The following is a 24,000-nucleotide window of genomic DNA, read 5'->3' on the forward strand; positions in this document are numbered from 1 at the left end:
TAACTGTACAGGATATAACAGCACCGGTGATCACATGCCCTGCAAACACAACAGTAAGCTGCCAGGATAATAATACATCGACAGCAACAGGCACCGCAACAGCAACGGATAATTGTGCAACGAGTAATGTAGCCATTACACAGTCTGAGACAAGTACTCAAGGAGCAAATCCAGCTCTCGGCAGTTATTATAATTATGTGATCACAAGAACATGGAAAGCAACTGATCCATCAGGTAACAGTTCAACATGTGTACAACTGATAACTGTACAGGATGTAACAGCTCCGATCATTACATGTCCTGTAAACACAACAGTGAACTGCCAGGATAATAATACATCAACTAATACAGGTGTAGCAACAGCAACGGATAATTGTGCAAGTGCAGCGAACATTGCGATCATCCAATCAGAGACCAGCACACAAGGAGCAAACCCTGCCAACAGTAATTACTATAATTATGTAATAACAAGGACATGGAAGGCAACTGATCCATCAGGTAACTCAAGTACATGTGTACAGCTGATAACAGTACAGGATATAACAGCACCGATCATTACATGTCCTGCGAACACAACTGTAAACTGCCAGGATAATAACAGTTCAGCAGCAACAGGAGTAGCAACAGCAACGGATAATTGTGCAACAGGTAATGTGACGATCACACAAAGCGAGACAAGTACACAAGGAGCAAATCCAGCTCTCGGCAGTTATTATAATTATGTGATCACAAGAACATGGAAAGCAACTGATCCATCAGGTAACAGTTCAACATGTGTACAACTGATAACTGTACAGGATGTAACAGCTCCGATCATTACATGTCCTGCAAACACAACAGTGAGCTGCCAGGATGATAATACATCTGGAGCAACAGGCACAGCCACAGCAACGGATAATTGTGCAACGGGTAATGTTACTATTACACAGTCTGAAACAAGTACGCAAGGCGCAAATCCTGCGAACAGCAATTATTACAACTATACGATCACAAGAACATGGAAAGCAACAGACCCATCAGGTAACAGTTCAACCTGTGTACAGGCAATAACTGTACAGGATATAACAGCACCTGTGATCACTTGTCCATCGAACGCAACAGTAAATTGCCAGGATGATAATACATCGGCAAATACAGGCGTAGCAACAGCAACGGATAATTGTGCAACGGGTAATGTGACGATCACACAATCAGAAACAAGTTCACAAGGAGCAAATCCTGCGAACAGCAATTATTATAATTATACAATCACAAGAACATGGAAAGCAACTGATCCATCAGGTAACAGTTCTACATGTGTACAGATAATAACAGTACAGGATGTAACAGCACCGGTGATCACATGTCCGGCAAATACGACAATCAATTGCCAGGCATCAAGTCTGCCAGCTAACACAGGTACAGCAACAGCAACTGATAATTGTACACCGGTGGCTAATATCACTATCAGTTCTACTGATGTGAGTACACAGGGCGGAAATCCAGCACTTGCATCGTACTATAACTATACGATCACAAGAACATGGAAAGCAACAGATCCATCAGGTAACAGTTCTACATGTGTGCAGATAATAACTGTACAGGATATAACAGCGCCAATCATTACATGTCCTGCAAATACAACCGTGAACTGCCAGGATGATAACTCATCAACAGCAACAGGCACAGCAACAGCAACGGATAATTGTGCAACAGGTAATGTGACGATCACACAATCACAGTCAAGTACGCAAGGTGGCAACCCTGCATTAAGTTCTTACTATAACTATACGATCACAAGAACATGGAAGGCAACAGATCCATCAGGTAACAGTTCAACATGTGTACAGACAATAACAGTACAGGATGTAACAGCACCGGTGATCACATGTCCATCGAACGCAACTGTAAACTGCCAGGATAATAACAGTTCAGCAGCAACAGGAGTAGCAACAGCAACGGATAATTGTGCAACAGGTAATGTGACGATCACACAAAGCGAGACAAGTACACAAGGCGCAAACCCTGCGAACAGCAATTATTATAATTATACAATCACAAGAACATGGAAAGCAACAGATCCATCAGGTAATAGTTCAACCTGTGTACAAACAATAACAGTACAGGATGTGACTGCGCCGGTTATCACATGTCCAACCGCTATTACAATTAACTGTAATGCGTCATCTTATCCTTCTAATACGGGTACTGCGACTGCAACAGATAATTGTACACCTGTAGCAAATATTACTATTTCAAAAACTGATGTAAGTACACAAGGTGGCAACCCTGCATTAAGTTCTTATTATAACTATACGATCACAAGAACATGGAAGGCAACAGATCCATCAGGTAACAGTTCAACCTGTGTACAGCTGATAACAGTACAGGATATAACAGCTCCGATCATTACCTGTCCAGGCAATACAACAGTGAACTGCCAGGATAATAATACATCCGGAGCAACAGGCACAGCAACTGCAACGGATAATTGTGCAACAGGTAATGTGACGATCACACAAAGCGAGACAAGTACACAAGGCGCAAACCCTGCGAACAGCAATTATTATAATTATACAATCACAAGAACATGGAAAGCAACAGATCCATCAGGTAACAGTTCAACCTGTGTACAGCTGATAACAGTACAGGATATAACAGCTCCGATCATTACATGTCCTGCAAACACAACAGTGAACTGCCAGGATAATAATACATCGACAGCAACAGGTACAGCCACAGCAACGGATAATTGTGCAACGAGCAATGTGACCATCACACAAAGTGAGACCAGCACTAAAGGTGCAAACCCTGCGTATAGCAATTACTATAATTATGTAATTACAAGAACATGGAAAGCAACAGATCCATCAGGTAACAGTTCAACCTGTGTACAGCTGATAACAGTACTGGATATAACAGCTCCGATCATTACATGTCCTGCAAACACAACAGTGAGCTGCCAGGATAATAATACATCGACAGCAACAGGTACAGCCACAGCAACGGATAATTGTGCAGGTGCAGCGAATATTGCGATCACTCAAAGTGAGATAAGCACTAAAGGTGCAAATCCTGCGTACAGCAATTACTATAATTATGTAATTACAAGAACATGGAAAGCAACAGATCCATCAGGTAACAGTTCAACCTGTGTACAGCTGATAACAGTACAGGATATAACAGCTCCGATCATTACATGTCCTGCAAACACAACAGTGAGCTGCCAGGATAATAATACATCGACAGCAACAGGTACAGCCACAGCAACGGATAATTGTGCAACAGGCAATGTGACGATCACACAAAGTGAGACCAGCACTAAAGGTGCAAACCCTGCGTATAGCAATTACTATAATTATGTAATCACAAGAACATGGAAAGCAACTGATCCATCAGGTAACTCAAGCACATGTGTACAACTGATAACTGTACAGGATGTAACAGCGCCGATCATTACATGTCCAGGCAATACAACAGTGAACTGCCAGGATAATAATACATCTGGAGCAACAGGCACAGCAACAGCAACGGATAATTGTGCAACCGGAAATGTGACGATCACACAATCAGAAACAAGTACACAAGGTGCAAACCCTGCATACAGCAATTATTATAATTACACGATCACAAGAACATGGAAAGCAACTGATCCATCAGGTAACAGTTCAACCTGTATACAAACGATCACGGTACAGGATGTAACAGCACCTGTATACATTAATTGCCCACCCAATATCACTGTTTATACAGGAGTTGGCAGAACAACCTGCGATCAGACAGCTACATGGACAGCGCCAACGGCAACAGACAACTGTAGCTCAGTATCGGTATTGCCTAGCCATAATCCGGGTGCAACATTCCCTAAAGGAATAACTACGGTTACTTATAAGTTTACCGATGTTACAGGAAATAGTTCAACCTGTACATTCACGGTAACAGTGGTCGATAATACAGCTCCAACTATTACATGTCCAACTAACATTACTCAAAATGCAGATGCAGGAGTATGTAATGCAAGTGTAGCGGTACCTAGCCCAACTACTTTTGATAATTGCGGGGTGGTTTGTCAGACATGGTCATACTCAGGTGCAACATCCGGAAGCTCGCCTGCTACAGGAATCAATTTTGTTGGAACTAAAACATTTAATGTTGGCGTAACAACAGTTACTTATGTAATAAAAGATGCGGCGGGCAATAGTGCTACATGCAGCTTTACTGTAACAGTTGTAGATAACCAGGCACCGTCAATTACTTGTAAAGCGAACCAGGTAAGAAACACTAATCCTAATGTCTGTACATATATAACTTCAGGGTATGAGTTTGATAAAACATCCGCTTTTGACAACTGTGGCTATACATTAAGCTATTCTCTAAGTGGAATGACTACGACAGTTGGTTATGTTAACGCATCAAGTTTGTCAGGCATAGTATTTAATAAAGGACTAACAACTGTAACATGGAAAGCAACAGACCCTGCTGGTAATTCAACAACTTGTTCATTTACTGTAACGGTAAATGATAATCAGGCACCTGCTATCAGTTGCCCCGGAAATATAACAGGATTGATCTATAACCCGGCAATTTGTGGTGCAGTAGCAACTTATACACCACCTGTGGGCACGGATAATTGTCCGGGAGCTATAACAACCTTGCTGAATTCTGCACATGCAAGTGGTTCAGTATTCCCGATTGGAACAACTGTAGTTACGTATAAAGTAACAGATGTATCAGGTAATACAGCAACCTGTTCATTCAATGTAACGGTAGGTTCCGTTGCAACTACATCATCACTTACAATTACTGGTAACCCGCTGTTAACTCCGACAGATCCTGCTACTACTGCACAACAGTACAGTGATACAGTCCGCTTCTGTGCGAAAATCACAGGTGGTGCAAGCCCATGCGGACCACAAGCAGCTGACTCAGTGAAATTCTATGTAGGTACTCAATTGATGGGTAAGGTGAAGATGAATATTGTTGGTGCTGACCTTGTAGGTGTATTAACTGAGAAATTATTAGAAGGTATTGTCGGTCAGATGTCGCCCGGAAATAAAACTGTAAGCGCTGTATTCTGCAATGTGAATTCAGCTTATACAGTTCCGGCTCTGGCTAATCAAACGCTTACTATCAAACAGGAAGATGCGAGGATCACTTATAATGGAGATATCATTAAAGCAACAGCAAATGCTACAACCTATTCAGCATACTTTACGTTAAGTGCCAAGATCATGGATATTACAGTACCACAATCTCCTGCTGATCCGGCATTTGATAATTATCCTGGTGATATCAGGAATGCAAAAGTGATGTTTGTTGATCGTGATAATTCTGACGCACCAATTTCAGGATGGTTGACTGTAAACCTTGTTGATCCATCTGATCTGAAGATCGGTAATGCTATATTCACTGGCCCGGGCTACTTAATTGGCGGGTTAAGCTCAAGCACTCCAAGTAAACAAGTAACAGTGGGTGTCATTGTCGATTACGGATACTATATCAGGAACAGCGATGATGACGATGTGGTATTGACCGTTTATCTGCCTGTAGGCGATTTCATTACAGGAGGCGGTTATATTATACCGAATGAGTCAGTTGGTACCAAAGCATCGGACGATGGCAAGAAAGCTAATTTCGGTTTCAATGTGAAGTTTGGTAATGGCGGTAAGAACTTGCAGGGTAGCATGAACATCATCTTCCGCAGAACTGAAAGTGACGGGCTTGTACATAATTACCAAATCAAAGCAAACTCAATGCAGTCATTAGGTGTGAATGCAACTAATCCGAACAGGCAAACTGCTGAATATGTTTCAAAGGTTACCTTAAAGGATCTTACTAATCCTTTATCAACTGATCCTAACCTTGGTGGAAACAGGATGTTATATGTTAAGATGATCGATAATGGAGAGCCTGGTGTAAATGACTCGATCTCCTTTGTGATCGTAGCCGGAAATGCTAACCCAAGTATACTCGCAAATGTTATATGGTCAAGTAATTGGGTAGGCAGTATGACACAGATGATGAAACTGGGTGGAGGCAACCTACAGGTACATAGCGGATTTAGTGTGGGCAGTAGTAATCTTGTTAGTTCAGGCCCTGGTGGAATGAAGTCAACTGCTGAAACAGAAACTAAACCTGTAATAGTTACACCGCTTACAGCCAAGGCTTTCCCTAATCCTTCAGAAACTAACTTCAACCTCTTTGTTGAGGGAGGTAGTAATGATGAAGTACAGATTGTGGTATATAATGTGAAAGGCGCAATCGTTCACCAGGTAAAAGGCACATCAAACCGAAATTATAAATTCGGCAATGGCTGGATCGGTGGAATGTATTTTGTTCAGGTAAGGCAGGGCAGCGAAGTGAAAATGCTACAGGTGATGAAACAATAAAATTCGAGAACGGTTCGGACTATAATCTAAGACCACTCAGTTTTGAGTGGTCTTTTTTTCTCAATATCAGGAATTGTTTCATCATTAAGAATGAATTCTGTCAACTCCTGGTCATTATTTCGAACAAGAAAAATCATTGATTAAACTTTAGCATACTGTTTGAATAACCCTGCTAAGAGAATAAATAAATCATTTGTTCAACAAATTAGTAGCATTATGAAAAGGTCGGGGCAATATGACTTGTATAGAAAGGAGATGCTTTTATCAAGATCTGTTGAGATTTTCCGCAAATTCATCTTAGCGGTTCTTGCAATCCTTTTATTAGTAGTGTTCAGTTTTTAGGACGGACTCCTTAATATTAAAGTAACAGATAGTAATGTGATTATGCAGTACCAGCATACAGCATCTACTACTCAACTCACCAGTTCACTCCGGTAACCAAACCATCTTTCCATTTGACAAAACTTAATCGTTTGTTTTCAAAATATTCCATGGTGTATGTGCTGCGGTTTAATACGGGTTGAATATCGAATTCATTAAAAACCTTATATTGTTTGGAAGCTAACTGTGAAGCTATTTCATTTTTATACTGTATCAGTAATCGGGCATAACGCATGAAAACTTCATAGCCACGAAAAACCATATCACTGGGTCTTGCATACATTTTTGTAGCAAAATGATTGGTAATTGAAACACTTGCTTTATCCGTTTTGGCATGATAGAAAGGCGTACCGTAAATAATATCGAGTCCTTTGTATTCTGGTTTTGTAAAATTGATATTATGCCAGGTGCTCATGCCCATTAAAGTAACTTTATAAGATTTGCTGATGGAAGCAAGCTGTGTACTCAGCCGCATACCAAAATTTTCATCCAGGCTGCCGCCAATACACAAAAAATTTTTAGTGGAGTCAAGATGCTGGGTTAAATGTGTTATTGTAAAACTATCCGGGAGGTCAACATATTTTAATTTCAATGGAATAGCTACAGTTGTTTTGGTGGCATCATCGAGATAATTTTTTATCTCATCTTCTCTTGTACCTTTTTTGCGAAATACTACAAGCTGGTTCAGCGAATAATATTTCTGTAGATATTTATACTGTGATTCGATCTGCGTCTTAAGCGTTGGCGTAAGCTGGAGATAAAATGGATTGCCTGTTACTCCACCATTGATGGGCGCAGTGGCATTGATAAAAGGAATATTATTTCTCATTGCAACTTCGGCTATCTGCCCTATTTCAGTGCCGCCGGGTTGTGCAATGATGAGTTGAACACTGTCCTGAACGAGGGCCTCCAGGTTAGCAGCTAATGATGTTGTGGAAGAACGGGTATCGAAAACATGTACTTCTAAATTTGCCCCTTCTTTTGATAATGAATCAATGGCCAACTGTACACCTTCGTAAAACTCAAGCCCGGGATTGATAAATTTTGGAAAGGTTTTATCATACCTGTATGTATCCATCGCATCAAAAGCAGAATCAAGATAAATAGGCATCAACACGGCGATCTTCAATTTTCCATTGCCGACATTTTGTGCATGTACCGAAAATAAAAATGCAGTGAGTACAAAAACTGATGATAATAATTTCTTCATAGTATGAATTAAAGTTCGGTCAACATCCGGCATCCAATATCCAGTATCAAATATCCTTCTCTCTCTATTCCCACTCAATTGTAGCCGGTGGCTTACTGCTTATATCATATACCACCCGGTTGATGCCTTTTACATTATTAATGATCTCGTTTGAAAGCATAGCTAAAAAACTGTAAGGGAGATGTGCCCAGTCTGCCGTCATTCCATCCACACTTGTTACAGCTCTTAATGCAAGAGTATATTCATAAGTCCTTTCATCACCCATTACACCTACACTTTTTACAGGAAGTAAGATAGCCCCGGCCTGCCAAATCGTTGCATACAGGTTGTTATCTTTTAAGGCACGGATATAAATTTCATCGGCTTTTTGCAACAGCTCTACTTTTTCTTCCGTTACCTCACCCAATATGCGTATTGCAAGCCCCGGACCAGGGAAGGGATGACGGCCGATCATATCAGCCGGTATGCCAAGTTCCAGTCCCACTTTTCTTACTTCGTCTTTAAAAAGGAAACGTAATGGCTCTACCAGTTCCAAATGCATTTGTTCAGGTAAGCCTCCCACATTATGATGTGATTTAATAGTTTGTGAAGGGCCATGCACTGAAACACTTTCTATTACATCCGGGTAAATAGTTCCTTGTCCAAGCATTTCAATTCCTTGCAGGTTTTTCGCTTCTTCCTGGAATATTTCAATAAACAATCTGCCGATTGTTTTTCTTTTTAATTCAGGATCATCCTTACCAGCCAACGCTGTATAAAAACGGTTTTTCGCATCCACACCTTTTACATTCAACCCAATTGAAGCATACATCTTCAATACATCTTCAAACTCACCTTTGCGCAATACACCATTATCTACAAATATTCCATGCAGCCTGCTGCCAATTGCACGGCTGATCAATGTGGCAGCAACGGTTGAATCAACACCACCGCTTAAAGCCATTACTACATGCCGGTCGCCGATTTGTTTTTTCAAAAGATCAACCGTATCGGTAATAAAATGTTCGGGTGTCCAGTTTTGTGAGCATCCGCAGATATTAACTAAAAAATTTTTCAAAACTTTCTTTCCTTCAGTGGAGTGATATACTTCAGGATGAAATTGTAAACCGTAAAGAGGAGAGAGGGTAACACCGTTTTGTAATTTTCTGAAAGCGGCAACAGGGATACTTTCAGTAGTTGCCAGTAGTTCAAATCCATCTGGCAGTTCAAGTATAGTATCGGCATGGCTCATCCATACCTGGCTTTGTTCACTTACTTCAGCCAACAGGATATCTTCTTTTTGTTTATGCAAATGGGCACGGCCGTATTCCCGTTTATTACTTTTTTCAACCCGGCCACCATATTGTTTTGCTGTAAGCTGGGCACCATAACATACACCCAGTACCGGCAATTTTTCAATCATTGCCTGAACATTTACATCCGGTGCATTTGCATCATTTACAGAAAAAGGTGAACCAGAAAGAATAATTCCTTTCAATCCTTCATCGTAAATAAAATTTTTATGCCAGGGAATTATTTCGCAGTACACATTGGCTTCTCTTACGGCACGGGCTATCAATTGGGTATATTGTGAGCCAAAATCAAGGATCAGAATTTTTTCGTTCATAGTGCAGCGAAGGTAAGAAAGTGAAGTGAGTTGGGGCTGTGGGTTCAATTGCATATCTCAACATTGGTTCGGGCCTTACACAGTACTCCGGCACAAAGCTTCGCACTGGCTGTCACACTGAGCTTGTCGAAGTGCTTCACCGGGGTACTTGCTTCAGTCCCGCAGCCCTTCGGCAGCAGAATATCATTCAATACACATCGAAATTCACTCCCTATTTCCGATAGTGTATATTGCAGCCTTATAAAAATGGAAATCAGGTCAGCAGAATACGTAATCAGCAATCCTTCAGTGGATAATTGTCCAAAACCCGACAGGCCAGAGTTTGCATTTATCGGCCGAAGTAATGTGGGCAAATCATCACTGATAAATTTGATCTGTAATAAAACAAGCCTTGCAAAAACATCAGGTACTCCCGGCAAAACGCAGCTCATCAATCATTTTGATATTGTTTCCACGGCTACGAAAAATGCAAAGCCTGCAAAATGGTTTTTAGTGGATCTGCCCGGCTATGGTTATGCATCCCGTTCAAAAAGTATGCGGAAAGACTGGGGAAAAATGATTGAAGATTATATCCGCAAAAGAGAAAATTTAGTTTCAGTATTTGTATTGATCGATAGTCGTCATGAACCGCAGAAGATCGATATCGAATTTATTAATCAATTGGGCGAGTGGAAGATTCATTTCGCTATTGTTTTTACTAAAGCAGATAAAAATAAACCCGGCCGTACAGTAAGGCATATAGAGCAATTTTCACAGGTGTTGAAAAATACCTGGGCTCAATTACCAATCATCTTTGTTACTTCGGCTATATCTAAACAGGGACGTGAAGAATTATTGCAATACATTGGAACAACAGCAGGTATAGCTTAATAATTAGTGGAAAATAACTCATTAGTGGTATGTTTTTTTCCGATATATGCAGTATTTTGCACCCCATTAAGAACCATTAATGAACAAGTTTATCTCAGACCGTCATATCGTAGTTGTTCTGTTTGTACTTGTGTTTATCACTTTTTCCTTAGCCCATGAAGACAGCAAGGATATGGAGCGATTTTACTCCGGTTTCCGTCCCTTGCCAGTAGCTGAAAAAACAGCTTTGGTGAAAAGTATAGACACCCAGTTATCAAAAGAACTGGGGAAAAAGTCCTTAGCAGAAGAAACTACCCAGCCCTAATTCGGGCATTGATCTCTCATCATCCTAGGGATTCTGATTTTGTCAGCTTTCTAGTTTTTTATCGTACTGCTATTTGAATAATTTTCAACAAATAGAGAAAATCCTCAAAAAGAGTTTATAAAAGAGCATTGCAAATCATCGAAACCCTTAATTAGTTTCAACATTACTTATTGGTTTTAGAAACTATGTAGGAAAAATAAGAGAGACAGGTACACACCCCGGAATTAAGTGACTCCGGGTCTTCAACTGAAATTTTAAAATCAGTTTACTACTTTATTTGCGCAGCTACTGCTGGCAAATGCTTCAGGCTTGGCCTTGAATGCGAATCCCATTCCGAGGATATAACCCATCGCTTCTTTCAAGGCATCATTGCTCTTGAAGTGCGGATTGGTGTTAATATCAGCATGCACTTCCATATCCACGTCGTACACGGTAAACAGGTCGCAGAGTTCGTAGGCAATTTCAATGCTTTTGCCTACTTCCATCAGCATTCTTTCTTTGATGGTAAACTGTTGTTTTGTTTTTTCATTGTGAATAAACATGAACCCGCCATGTCCTTCACGTAAAAAAACAATCACTGTTGCAAACTCTGTTTCACGTCCTTTTACCTGAGAGTCGGTACCGATGCAGACTTTGAGATGGAAGCCTTTCGCTGTTTCCCTTTGAATAGCTTTTTCAACAGCCTCATGAATGGGAAATTCGATAGGGTCGCCATTAAATTTTCTCCAACGCATAAAAAAAGGTTTTCCTAAGTTACAGGAAAACCTTTTAATATACAAAGGGTACGGATTATTGTCCCTCAAACCGGGACCAAAAAGCGTTTATTGACGTATAAATTTTTCTATCCACTGCTCATCATCCTTTGTAAAGCGGATGATATACATCCCGTTTACAAGACTTGCAGATGTGATTTTATTGACACCACTGTTCAGATTACCACGACTTACAATTTTACCCGTTATGTCATGCACGGTATATTGATAGGTGCCGGGGCTACTTACAGTAATTGTATTTGTGTAAAGAATAGTACCCGCCAATTGTGGTTTTGATCTGTTATCAAATCCACGAAGGCTTACAATATTTGAATAATACTGACGGCCATTATCAAAAGTTACATTCAGGCGGTATTGAGAATTATTGGCTGTAAAAGGGGTGTATGCAAATGCTCTTGCCTGCACATCGGATTGTGTCAATGATTCAAAGTTTCTGCCATCAGTTGAAATTTCAAGGGCAAGATCTGTTATTTGTTCATCGGCATCTATCACCCAGTTCAATTGGTGTTTATTACCACGGACAACTCCATTCAGTTCAAGACGACGTAATGGAAGTGCACCGCCGGTGAAATTGCCTTGCAGTGAATATGAACCCAGGCTTGCATAAGCCGGTGCAAAAGCATTTCCTTTACCTTCTACACGCAGGTAGTAAGTACCGGAACTAAGAACAGTATCAATTACTGAACTTAATAATGCCCCCGGATTGTAGATGTTTATTAATGTTTGTGCGTTGCTATAAAGGCTTACCTGCAAATCCAAGTCAGAACCTACATTGCCAGTGCCTACATTATAAGGAACTGCATTTAAAGTAAAACGGCCACCGTTCTGCAGGCTGAATCTGACCATATCCTGATCAGTGTTTCTTTCAATAATACCCTGAACATTAAACTGGTTATTACTGAAGTTAGCATGTGTTGCCTGGTTAAAGGTACTGCTGTGATCGTCTGCACGAAAAACAATGCCATTGGCAGCAGATGTAATTACATCAAGATCATTTTGAGTTTGGTTGCAACCCCCTGCAAGCGGACCGTTATGCCAGATAGTGAAATTGCGGGCATAACCGACACCCATAATAGGCGCCCAGCCTATTTCACCTGTGCCGGCTCCGTTATTGTAGTCCGATACGTATACACAGTTTTCATCATATTTCGCCTGGTGATATAAACCTAACGTATGCCCGGCTTCGTGTGCAGTAGCTTCAGCAATGTTCTTTACATTATAGTTGAATAAAGCTGTAAACACAAAACAGGGTGTATTATCACCCCAGGTAAAAGAATTTACAAAAGCCACACCGCCAGCGCCATTTCCGTACCAGGAATTTGAAACGGTAAGGATGACCCTTGATCTTTTATTGATGGGTGCAGCAGCATACTTTGTCTCGTCAGTTGTAATATTTACCATAAATGGCCGGTAATCTTCTGAAACCCTGTTAAAGACTTCAGTGATTTGAGTATTGTCCAAGGCAGCAGCGCCACAAACAATCGGGCCACCAAAGTTCCAGCTTGTGCCTACAACAGTATGACCATCGAAGTCTAACAATATTGTAGGTGTATTTGCTGGTGCAGAGGGCAGGCTGTTCATAATAGGCACCTGTGCTGTGGATACGATGGCAAGTACCATTGCCGGTATCACGAGAACAGTTTTTAAAAGATTTTTCATAACAAGGAGGATTTTAATTTTTGGTTTCACAGGGCGGACTAAAAACGGATGGATTGGATGGACTTAAGATTTTTATTCGTTGACTAAATCATAGAATTTCTTTTTTACAAAGGCATAAGTGCCGTCGGGCTGTTGTTTAAGCTCGAACAGATCGCCATGATTGAAACTGATGATACGGCCCGTATAACTGATACTGCCGTCTTCATTAGTGATCTGGCTGATCGTAAGGCTTGCACCACTATAGTTGCTTGAACGGATGACAACACTTTTGATCATGTTGTTTTGTGTGCTGGCAGTAGAAACTACCTGGCCATTAAAGTCAAAAGCTGAGACATTACCTAAATCAGAAGCTACTGCATCACCGGTAGATGATTTCAGAAGTACTTTCAGGTTGTCGACGTTGACCTTGATGTTTTCAGGTAATGAAGTAAAAAGCTGGGGCTTTTTGTAATTAGGTTCAGTAAGGGGGGGTGCGGTTTCCTGTGCGTTTGAGGATACGGCACCGATGAGCAGCATGATAGCTGCGCATAGCGGCTTTAGGTTTCTCATTGGACTTTAGATTTTAAGTTCTTTAAACTTTGTTTATGACAACTGGATTAAGGTTGTCATTCTTCACAGGGGTTGGATACGGATGCAATGTTTGTGATTATTTGATTTACTTGCAAGCATTGGAAGACTAAACAGGTATAAATCGGGTGGTAGTACTTTGTGATAATCGTAAAAGAATTAGAAGGCTTTCGTAATAATCCGTGTAGTTAGTTGAGGTCAATACTGTCCTGTGCTGAGTAAAACAAGTGTACATGCTTCAACAGGTATGATATTGTGATCCGCTGCAAGTGAGGCCAGTTCCGGGTTTTCAGCGCCGGGATTAAAAATAATACGTTGCGGTTTCAATGAAATGATATAATCGTAATATTCCTTTTGATGATCTTGGTTAAGATAGAGGGTTATCGTATCAATATTTTCAAAATTCTTTTTCTCCTTTTCAATCAATACATCTTTTATAATGCCCGGTCTTTTACCAATAGCAAATACCGGGTGGTTATGCGAACGCAAACGCTGTACAGCAAGGTGACTGTAACGTGATGGATTAGGAGAAGCACCAAGTACTAATGTCGGTTTTAAAATCATGCTTTGACAAAGATATTCTCATTCGGTAAAAGAATTTAATCTTTAATTACTAAGGGTCTTGTTACTTTAGTTTCTGAACCATCCATCAGGAAGATGCTGAACGGCGGAGTCATAAAGTTTGTAAAATCGTTTCCGTATAATTTTTCACCATCGATTTTTATTTCCGATGACAAAACAGGATGAATCTTCCAGGGCGGGTGAATGATTTGAAATTCTTTAGTGATTTTTTCATTCACTCTTGTGTAACCCCAATAATGGTCAGCAATAAAACTTTCCAATGTTTCTTCGGCGAAATTAGCAGGGTTTCTATTGACAATTGCTTTTACATAATTTGTATGATTGTTAATTGGAAAGCTGTATTCGATATTTATCTTATCAATCGTATGCCTGATCTGGCTTTTCAAAGGAAGTGTAATAAAATTTTCATTATAAAGTAAGCTTGCCATATAACCAATCAATTTAGCAGGGGCTATTTCTTTTATAAATACAACACCTTTTCTCCAGCCATCTTTTATTTTTCTTTTTACATAAAACCGGAGATTGATTTCAGGAAAACTGCGATAGAAAGGAGAGGGGATACCAAGAAGTTTTGTTTTTGAGAATTGGAACCCTACCAGGCTTATAAAATATTTTCCATTCCAATCATTAAGTTCTGTTCGGGCTGGCAGAAATTTTTCAAGCAAATGTTTATCAACTTCATAGTTTGCAACCAGCAGGTTGGTCCAATGGGCGGACAAGAGTATGCCGGACATAAAGATTGTTTAAATGTTATTATGTTTGGTAAACCCGGTTAGTTCATTTGAAAGATCAACATACATGATCAGTTTTTTATAGATCCGTAAATAATAGATTGCAATAGGCATTCCGAGTGTTGCCCCGGTCCAGATCAACACTTCCAGATCATCTTCGTCAAAAATATTTTTTAGAAAGAAAGGGGAGAAGAAAATTAAAAGATCAGTAACAGTGAAAATCCAGTAATTACGAATTTCTTTTTTCAAGCCACTCTTAGTGAAACCAAATGTATTTGCCAATGCACTGATTAATTGCCAGGCTCCCAATATTAATAATCCGAATCCGAAACCGTAAAGAAACAAAATGAAAATGGAAAGGATCATTAAAATGCCGAAGAAGAGCTGGCCATACCAATCTATTTTTCTCACCGTATTCATTTTTATAAATTTTAATATTTCAGAAAATAATGAAAGTATATTTTCTAATAAAGGCCGGTTATAACCGGCCGGTGTTTTTAGTTTTGGTTACTCACCTTTCGCCATTCAATAATTGTGATGATAAAGTAGAATATGCCAAGCAGGTAAGAAACAATACCTACATAAAACATGACCTCAAGTTCTGGCATATCATATTTGTCTACATGGTCAACATTCAGGGCATATATAAACCCGCCTAAAGGAAGCAGCAACAACCAATAATAAAATTTTCTTAAGGGGCTTATCCAGGGTTTATCCCGGTGAAACAGGTGAACAATAACACTAAGTATCTGCACACCACCCAACAAAAACAAACCCATCAGAATAGTACTGCCAACAGAAGCTGTACCAATAATGATAATTAATATCACCAGCAGTTGTAAAACAAAGTCACCTGTTTTTAATTCTTTCATATTACCTGAATAGTTTAACGAGGCTGCTTACAAACCAACTTTCTTCCGCTTTGATCATTACATCCAGTGTTTTATCGGCCTGCAACCCGAGTCTTTTTATTCCACTTACAGTATCTACAAAAGTTTTTACATGCTTATCTCTTTTATCACCTTCTACATCTTCCAGTTGATCAAGCAGCTTAAGCATAGGATCCAGTTCTCTTTTCTTTCTTTCTTTCACGATCTGTCTTACTACTTTCCAAATATCTTTTTCAGCTGTAAAAAATTCTTTTCTTTCTCCGGATAATATCACACGGTCCACCAGTCCCCAGTTGATAAGTTCACGAATATTCATATTGGTATTGCCCCGGCTGATATTAAGCCCTTCCATTATATCATCCTGTGTGAGAGGGTCGGGACTGATCAGCAGCAATGCATGTATCTGCGCCATGGTGCGGTTAATGCCCCAATGAGTTCCAAAGGCGCCCCAACTGCTGATGAATTGTTGTTTTGCTTCTGTAAGTTTCATGAGCCAAAGCTACGGCTCATATTTTGAATTTTCAAAATTTATTGAAAACTAATTCTCAGTTATTACAAATGTCACAGGTTGCACATGATAATCCTTTACCTTTTTACCACCTTTTTCAGCAGGAACCCAAGCCGGGGATTTTTTAATAACACGAATTCCCTCCCTATCCAATGAAAACTCAACTGACTTTATGATACGGGTATCACCTATTTCCCCATTTTCAAGAATTACAAAACCAATATTAATGGTTCCGCCCATATGACTTTTTAAAGCCCTGTCAGGAGTCGTGAGATTTTTTGATATATAGGTTCTCCATCCGGGGATGCCATTCTTGAATGAAGCTTCCTTCTCATCAGGGCTTGGTCCTTTTGGTTTATTTGCATCATCTGATCTTTTCCACTCCTTCACCAGTTTTCCGTATTCATAGGTATGAGAGATTTGTGGATTAAGACTATCCCCGAAAAATTGCCAACTGCCATGCTTAACTCCTTTATACAAAGTACCGCAGGAATCTATTTTTCCTTTTTTATTAAACCATGCAAAATAACCATGGGCTGTATCTGATTCTTCTGTACGATAGGTTTCAACGTAAAGTAAGGGCCCGACATAATTGTAATAGTTCGATTGCCAGGTAGTATCATTCTTCTTTTCTACATATATCATGTAAACAGCTTTGTCAACTGTTGTTGGTTTCCAATCTTTATCGAATACGTAATACTTTTCTGTTTCTTTTTTATTCTTCTGGCCTTGTGTTGGAATGTTTATGATACCTGCTACTAATAAAAGAATTATCCGCATGAATTTCATGGATGATTTGATTGAATATCGAATTTATGAAAAAGAGATTTAATAAAAAGTCCCGCCGGGGCGGGACATAATTAGAAATTTTTCATTGAGTTTATAACATCATCCCAACAGGATTCTCTAAATATTTTTTTACTGTTTGCAGGAAGGCAGCACCGGTTGCTCCATCTACACTACGATGATCGCAGCTAAGTGTTACTTTCATCACATTACTTACGCCAAACCCTTCGCCTTTTCTTACTACAATTTCTTTTATCCCGCCAACAGCCATTATGCAACTGTCAGGTGGGTTGATGATCGCTGTAAATTCTTCAATGCCCATCATACCGAGGTTGGAGATGGTGAATGTATTTCCGCTAAATTCATTTGGCTGTAGTTTTTTTGTCTTTGCCTTACCAGAAAGCTCTTTTGATTCGGCAGCTATCTGCGGAAAAGTTTTCTGATCTGCAAAACGAACTACTGGAACAATTAAGCCATCTTCTATAGCAACAGCAATTCCAATATGTATATGATGATGGCGACGGATTTTATCTCCCATCCAACTTGCATTTACCGCAGGATGCTGACGCAATGCCAATGCACATGCTTTTACCACCATATCATTAAAACTTACTTTCACCGGGCTTAGCTCATTTAGTTGTGTACGGAAACTCATGGCATTATCCATATTAATTTCCATGGTAAGATAGAAATGCGGAGCGCTGAATTTACTTTCACCCAAACGTTTTGCAATTATATTACGAATCTGGCTATTCGGTATATCAGTAAACCCTTCTTCACCTGAAACAGGAGCAAAAACCGGAACAGGTGTCACAGCTTTTGCAGTACTTGGAGCCGGTTGTAGTGAAGCTGCTGCAGTTTGAGGACTATAGCTATCCACATCAGCCTTTACAATTCTTCCGCCATCGCCGCTACCGTGAACAGATTTAATATCAATTCCTTTTTCCTGCGCCAATTTTTTTGCAAGTGGTGAAGCCTTAAGACGGCCATTACTTGTAGCCGGTTGTTGGATACTCGTTGCTGGCTGTGAGGTTGCTGTTTCTGGTACACTTGCTGCTGGTTCCGCCGACGTAGGCTGAGCACTTACCGCAGCACCACCTTTTGCTGCAGCAACAATTGCATCCACATCTACTTTTCCTTTTTCACCAATAATGCAGAGGAGTGCATTCACTTCGATCTTTTGTCCTTTTTCTGCACCTATATATAATAATGTACCGTTCTTATAACTCTCCAGTTCCATGGTGGCTTTATCAGTTTCAATATCCGCAAGCACTTCGCCTTTCTTTACTGTATCGCCTACTTTCTTATTCCACGATGCGATCACACCTTCCGTCATTGTATCGCTTAGTCTTGGCATTAATACTACTTCATCCATTTTGGAAATATCCATTGCCGGGGCAGTTGTAGTTGCAGCCTTAGCTGCAGGTTTGGCTGCTGGTTTTTCAGTGGGAGCAGGCTGCGGACTTGTTGCTGCCGGTTTTTCAGCGGCAGCTGGTTGTGAACTTGCTGCTGGTTGAGCACTAGTGGTTTTTGTAAGCGAAGAAATATCTTCACCTGCTGAGCCAATGATTGCGAGCAGATCATTCACCTGTAGTTTACCTCCTTTATCTGTTCCAATATGTAACAGCACGCCATCTTTATAACTCTCCAGCTCCATAGTAGCTTTATCAGTTTCTACTTCTGCAAGCAAATCACCTTTTTTTACAGTATCACCCACTTTTTTATGCCATGCAGCAATAACACCTTCAGTCATGGTGTCGCTCAGGCGGGGCATTAATATTACGTCAGCCATATCAATTTCAATTGTGCGCCGAAATTAAGGCAAAATGTGGAAACTGAGTGTTAGAAGGGCAGTTATAGTAAATCAATAATCCAGCTCCAGGCCTAACTTTTCCTTCAGATCCTTTACCAGCGGGTATTGGTCGATCATTTTCTGGAATTGTTGTTTGGCGGTAAGAGGTGCATCAATGGCAGGCCGCATTTCTTTATTTTCTTCCATTACTACAAAAAACTTCAACAGCTGGTTGTTTAGTTTTTCTTTTAAGAAGTCAGTTACTTTCAATCCGTTGTTTTCAACAAACTTAAATTGGATAGAATTGCTTGTCTTAGCATAAAAGTTATGAGCATCGACAATATGCAGGGAGGCCATTTCAAAATTTTGTCCAGCTGCATTCTTCTGGTCCTTCAGCATTTGAGCAAATTCATTCCATGCTTTTTGCAAGCTTTCAATTTCAAGTGGTGTAGTAGGAATTGTTTTATCACCATTAGCGGCTGATTTATACTGGCTACGTATCTTGCTGAGAGCAGAAATCTTTTGATTACCGGGTATTGGTTGTTGGTTGTCCGATGGGGCTTCTTCTTCAACTAGGCTTAAAACCGGTTCAGCTTTTTTCTTTGAGGTTTCAATTATCAGTTTTGCTTCATTTGATTTAGGCTTCTGGCTACTGAATCCTGAATCCTGAATTCTTATTTCTATCGGTGCTATAGAACGAAACGCTATCGGCTTTGCGGCATCAACTAGTTTTTTTTTACTTAAACCGTTGCTGTCGGTTGTGAGCTCAAGAGCCTGTTGTAAATAACAGAGTTTGATAATGGCAAGTTCAACATGCAATCTTTTATTGCGTGCAGCTTTATAGCTCAGTTCTGCTTCGTTCAGAATATTTAAAGAGCTGATGAGAAATGCAGGGTTTGCTTTTTTCGCTTCAGCAATATATTTTTCTTTGAATGCTTCAACGGCTTCCATCAGCCCGGCTGTTTTTTCATCTTTACATACCAGCAGGTTGCGTATGAATTCTGCAAAACCATTCATCACCATATCACCTTCAAATCCTTTACGGTTGATATCATCATACAGCAACATAGCACCACTGAGGTTTTGTTGCTGCATACAATCAAGCAATTTGAAATAATAATCTTCGTCCAGAATGTTGAGATGTTCCAATGTATTGGCATAAGCAACATCTCCGTTTGTAAAACTTACGATCTTATCAAGTATGCTCAATGCATCCCGCATGCAGCCTTCACTTTTCTGGGCTATCAGTTGTAAGGCAGGTTGCTCTGCTTTTATTTTTTCTTTTTTACAAATTTCTTCCAGGTGTGCAACGGTATCGCTGATAGTGATCCTTTTAAAATCGAAGATCTGGCAGCGGCTAAGGATCGTTGGGAGTATTTTATGTTTCTCTGTAGTAGCTAAAATGAAAATGGCATAGGGTGGAGGTTCTTCTAATGTTTTCAAAAAAGCATTGAATGCTGCTGAACTTAACATGTGAACCTCATCTATCACATACACTTTGTATTTTCCTGTTTGTGGTACAAAGCGAACCTGGTCAACAAGGTCACGGATATTTTCAACAGAATTATTTGATGCAGCATCGAGTTCAAAATAGTTCATCGATGCGCCGTCATTGAATGATTTACAGCTTTGGCATTTATCACAGGCTTCGCCTTCCTTAGTTGGCTTTTCGCAGTTGATGGTTTTGGCTAAAATTCTTGCACAGGTTGTTTTACCCACACCCCTCGGCCCGCAAAAAAGAAATGCATGCGCCAGTTGATTATTCAGTATCGCATTCTTAAGTGTGGTAGTGATATGTGATTGCCCCACGACTGAGTCGAATAATTGTGGTCTGTATTTGCGGGCTGAAACAATAAACTTCTCCATAAACCTCCGGCCTCTTAAAGGGAGTATAAAAATCCTTTAGAGAGACTTGCAAGATAAGAAACCAAATAATTGAATGATGAGAAGAATTTTACAATGTTGATAAATCTTCAAAGACTCATTAGTTCTCAATTAAGTACTGGATGCGGCTTGAACTCTTTTGTTTGGTCAAACAAATAACGATACGTAGTGAGTATGCGGCTACGGTAAGTGCCTAATGCTTCAGCGACATTTATCATTTTAGGATTGAATTCGCCGATCCATTGCATTTCGTAGTCATCATAGATAACATGGCCTATATTATATTCACCCTTATTATTTATAGTAACACCCTGGATCAGTTTGGCGCCTTCTACTATCATATAGCTGTCCACGCCTCGTCCCTGAACTTCTGGTGCCACCCCAAATACAAGTCCCGTAAACTTTTTATTTCTTACAGTAGATTTTATCCAAAGAAATTTCAATTTATGAAACAGGCTGAATTTTCCATGCAGGTGTTTAAACCACTGGTTCAGGTCAGGTAAATTGATCCAGATGCCAACCGGTTCATTTTTATAATAAACAAACCAGCACAATCTTTCATCGAGCACAGGTTTCATGCTTTTAAACATTTTCACTACTACTTTTTCTTCCAGTTGTTTCATACCGCCATGTCCTGCCCAGGCTTTATTATAAACGATCGTAAAATCGTGTGCAAATTTCTCCAGTTGATTTTTGTCTATATGCGCTGAACTGAAATCCGGGTTCTTTGCACATTCTGCATGACGGTCGTAAAATTTTTGCTGTATCCTGTCTTTTACCCGCAATGAAAAACATACCTGGTTGTAATATTTTTTGAATCCATAATTTTCAAATAACAGAACATAATACGACGGATTAAAATTCATGCAGTACATCGGTTCTATTTCATGTCCTTTCACCACTAGTCCCCACCACCGGTCCCGTTCACCAAAATTGATCGGTCCATCCATTGCTTCTACGCCACGTTGTATCAGCCAGTGTTTGGCAACATCAAACAACATATCAGCAGCAGCCTGGTCGTTGATGCAATCAAAAAAGCCAATACCACCGACGGGCACATCATCACCCTTGTTCTTATATTTTTTATTTGTAAATGCGGCAATTCGTCCCAGGAAATTTCCATCCTCATCTTTTAATATCCAGCGGGTGGCTTCCCCAAACCGGTAAGCCTTATTTTTTTTAGTATTAAAAACCTCATTAACGTCTTTATCCAACGGACGGATATAGGCGGGATTGTTTTTATTAAGTTCAATATTTACCCTAATAAACTCTTTTGCCAGGCTAGTACTATTTACTTCCGTTAGTTGCATATAGGTAGCAAAAGTAATAAACAGCGGCTAAGTGATTATAAAAACATCTTCGCTGCGAGATTCGCATCGTGACCATAAATATCATCTCGGAAATTGATACGCCCCTGCTCATCAACCCATGCAGTATAATAAGTAATTATAACGGGGATCGGTTGTTTCACTTTCACAAATTTTTCTTCACCACTGTTCATGGCCGCTGAAATTTTTTCAGGTGTCCATTCAGGTTGATCCCGCAAAACATAGTTTGCCATTTTTTCAGGTTCCTGCAACCGTATACAACCATGACTATAGGCCCTTTTGTCTTTCTCAAACAAACTTTTTGAAGGGGTATCGTGAAAATAAATATTGAAACTATTGGGGAATAAAAATTTGACTTTTCCTAATGCATTTCCAGCACCCGGCTTTTGCCGAATGACTGGTAAGCCATCTTCATTACCCGTGATCTCCATATTTTGTCCTTGCAGATAATTTGGGTTTCTTTCAATTGCAGGTAAAATTTCTTTGCTTACAATACTTGGCGGAACATTCCAGTACGGCGAAAACACTACCTGGTTCAGATCGCCATTAAACATCATTGTATTATGTCCTTCCTTACCCACTACAACATTTATATCAAAAACTTTTTTACCACTTTCATAAACATGCAACACAAATTCGGGGATGTTCACTATGATCAAATTTCCTTTTGGATCACTGGCAAGCCACCGCATACGATCCATATTCATGAGTATTTGCTGTACTCTTTTTTTTGCAGGAACATTCATTTGTTTGATCAGGGAATCTGTAATGACACCTGTAGGGGTGTATCCAAATCGTTCCTGGAAACCTTTTACAGCCAGTTCTAATGTGTCAGAAAACAATTGACTGGTATCGGCTATTGCCAGATCTCCGGTAGCGAGTAATATCTTTTTTATTGATACTATTTCTGGTGAACTGCTTCCTTTCTTAAGTGATTTTTTTATTGGATTAACCTGCGGTAAATCCCCCTTTTTTGCAATGTCCAGGTATTTTGCCAATTGATCTTTTAACGCTTTATAGGTTGGATTTACATCTTCAAAATATTTATCATCTTTATGTTTTTTATTTATCAATGAATCAGCCAAAGCAAGTGCATCTTCTTTTTTGCGGGGTATGAACCGCTCCATTTCTTTACGCTTTACATAACCTTTATCATAATTATGTAACATGTATAAAATGAAATGTTGCGTCAATGTAAGCTCAGTGTTCAAATATGTTTTATCAGAAGCTGAAACAGACAAATCATCTTCTGCCAGCAGGTTATCCATTCTTTTTTGGAACTTTTTATCAGTCAGGGAAGAATCGGGTTCATAAGCCATCACATAATCATGCAGGTTCCAAAAGCCTCGTGCTTGTTCAGTAAGTCCATTACTGCTAAACCATGCAAACTGGTAATTGCGGGTATTATAAAAGCTGCGCATGCGGCGAGCCAGGGTATCATCTATTTTTTTTTCGGCAACAAAATTTTCTAATACTGTGCTGTCAAAAAACAGGTTAGAATATGAGTTTGTGGAATTAATTCCACTGTCACGGAGACTAATTTTCTTTTCTGATTCCTGTTTAGAAGTACTTTCAGTATCGGTATTCACATTATTACAGGCAATAAGCAAAACCGGGATGGCGATAGCGATAAATATTTTTTTCATACCGATGTTTTGCAAAAGCCATGCCTTCAATTTATATTTTCCCCACCTTCAAATTCCTTGTTTTTCAAATTGGCAGATTACCCCTACCCCCTTACCTTTGCGGCCTCAAAACAGA

At 39.8% G+C, this 24,000-nt stretch carries 18 protein-coding genes; 3 read left to right on the forward strand and 15 right to left on the reverse strand.

Annotated features, from left to right (window positions below; translation table 11 throughout):
• On the forward strand, positions 1 to 6,368 hold a 6,368-nt coding region (locus E6H07_17695; GenBank protein ID TMI61733.1), incomplete at its 5' end, for an HYR domain-containing protein.
• Between the two features lie 418 nt (positions 6,369 to 6,786).
• Here the strand turns inward: E6H07_17695 and E6H07_17700 are convergent.
• Together E6H07_17700 and guaA are read right to left on the reverse strand one after the other, a co-directional pair.
• Entirely contained in the window at positions 6,787 to 7,992 is a 1,206-nt protein-coding gene (locus E6H07_17700) for an amino acid ABC transporter substrate-binding protein (protein TMI61734.1), read from the reverse strand.
• A 31-nt stretch (positions 7,993 to 8,023) separates the two neighbouring features.
• A complete protein-coding gene (gene guaA / locus E6H07_17705) occupies positions 8,024 to 9,565 on the reverse strand; it encodes a glutamine-hydrolyzing GMP synthase (protein ID TMI61735.1) in 1,542 nt (513 codons plus the stop codon).
• Positions 9,566 to 9,811: 246 nt separating this feature from the next.
• On the opposite strand from guaA, the gene E6H07_17710 reads away from it, so the two are divergent.
• Both E6H07_17710 and E6H07_17715 read left to right on the forward strand, forming a co-directional pair.
• Positions 9,812 to 10,435, forward strand: coding sequence for a YihA family ribosome biogenesis GTP-binding protein (locus E6H07_17710; GenBank protein ID TMI61736.1), 624 nt, complete (start codon positions 9,812 to 9,814; stop codon positions 10,433 to 10,435).
• A 79-nt stretch (positions 10,436 to 10,514) separates the two neighbouring features.
• Positions 10,515 to 10,739: a hypothetical protein gene (locus E6H07_17715; GenBank protein TMI61737.1), complete on the forward strand. Its 225-nt coding sequence runs from the start codon at positions 10,515 to 10,517 to the stop codon at positions 10,737 to 10,739.
• A 260-nt stretch (positions 10,740 to 10,999) separates the two neighbouring features.
• Here the strand turns inward: E6H07_17715 and E6H07_17720 are convergent, their stop codons facing one another.
• From E6H07_17720 to E6H07_17780, 13 genes are all read right to left on the reverse strand, one after another.
• Positions 11,000 to 11,473: a hypothetical protein gene (locus tag E6H07_17720; protein TMI61738.1), complete on the reverse strand. Its 474-nt coding sequence runs from the start codon at positions 11,471 to 11,473 to the stop codon at positions 11,000 to 11,002.
• Between the two features lie 87 nt (positions 11,474 to 11,560).
• Positions 11,561 to 13,171 (reverse strand): T9SS type A sorting domain-containing protein, encoded by a 1,611-nt coding sequence (locus E6H07_17725; protein TMI61739.1) that lies wholly within the window; start codon positions 13,169 to 13,171, stop codon positions 11,561 to 11,563.
• Positions 13,172 to 13,243: 72 nt separating this feature from the next.
• Entirely contained in the window at positions 13,244 to 13,720 is a 477-nt protein-coding gene (locus E6H07_17730; GenBank protein TMI61740.1) for a hypothetical protein, read from the reverse strand.
• A 216-nt stretch (positions 13,721 to 13,936) separates the two neighbouring features.
• On the reverse strand, positions 13,937 to 14,302 hold the full coding sequence (locus tag E6H07_17735) for a CoA-binding protein (GenBank protein ID TMI61741.1): 366 nt from the start codon (positions 14,300 to 14,302) through the stop codon (positions 13,937 to 13,939).
• 35 nt (positions 14,303 to 14,337) lie between these two features.
• Entirely contained in the window at positions 14,338 to 15,054 is a 717-nt protein-coding gene (locus E6H07_17740) for a DUF2071 domain-containing protein (GenBank protein ID TMI61742.1), read from the reverse strand.
• A gap of 9 nt (positions 15,055 to 15,063) precedes the next feature.
• A complete protein-coding gene (locus E6H07_17745) occupies positions 15,064 to 15,462 on the reverse strand; it encodes a hypothetical protein (GenBank protein TMI61743.1) in 399 nt (132 codons plus the stop codon).
• Positions 15,463 to 15,548: 86 nt separating this feature from the next.
• Positions 15,549 to 15,923 (reverse strand): hypothetical protein, encoded by a 375-nt coding sequence (locus E6H07_17750; protein TMI61744.1) that lies wholly within the window; start codon positions 15,921 to 15,923, stop codon positions 15,549 to 15,551.
• Between the two features lies 1 nt (position 15,924).
• The gene (locus E6H07_17755; protein TMI61745.1) at positions 15,925 to 16,431 is read right to left on the reverse strand and encodes a transcriptional regulator; all 507 of its coding nucleotides are present in this window, start codon (positions 16,429 to 16,431) and stop codon (positions 15,925 to 15,927) included.
• A gap of 48 nt (positions 16,432 to 16,479) precedes the next feature.
• Positions 16,480 to 17,238 (reverse strand): energy transducer TonB, encoded by a 759-nt coding sequence (locus E6H07_17760; GenBank protein ID TMI61746.1) that lies wholly within the window; start codon positions 17,236 to 17,238, stop codon positions 16,480 to 16,482.
• A 91-nt stretch (positions 17,239 to 17,329) separates the two neighbouring features.
• Positions 17,330 to 19,027: a pyruvate dehydrogenase complex dihydrolipoamide acetyltransferase gene (locus tag E6H07_17765; protein ID TMI61747.1), complete on the reverse strand. Its 1,698-nt coding sequence runs from the start codon at positions 19,025 to 19,027 to the stop codon at positions 17,330 to 17,332.
• Between the two features lie 72 nt (positions 19,028 to 19,099).
• On the reverse strand, positions 19,100 to 20,893 hold the full coding sequence (locus E6H07_17770; GenBank protein ID TMI61748.1) for a DNA polymerase III subunit gamma/tau: 1,794 nt from the start codon (positions 20,891 to 20,893) through the stop codon (positions 19,100 to 19,102).
• 125 nt (positions 20,894 to 21,018) lie between these two features.
• Positions 21,019 to 22,221: a hypothetical protein gene (locus E6H07_17775; GenBank protein TMI61749.1), complete on the reverse strand. Its 1,203-nt coding sequence runs from the start codon at positions 22,219 to 22,221 to the stop codon at positions 21,019 to 21,021.
• Between the two features lie 35 nt (positions 22,222 to 22,256).
• On the reverse strand, positions 22,257 to 23,885 hold the full coding sequence (locus E6H07_17780; GenBank protein ID TMI61750.1) for a hypothetical protein: 1,629 nt from the start codon (positions 23,883 to 23,885) through the stop codon (positions 22,257 to 22,259).
• Positions 23,886 to 24,000 lie beyond the last annotated feature (115 nt).

This window comes from Bacteroidota bacterium (assembly GCA_005882315.1).
Lineage (GTDB): Bacteria > Bacteroidota > Bacteroidia > Chitinophagales > Chitinophagaceae > VBAR01.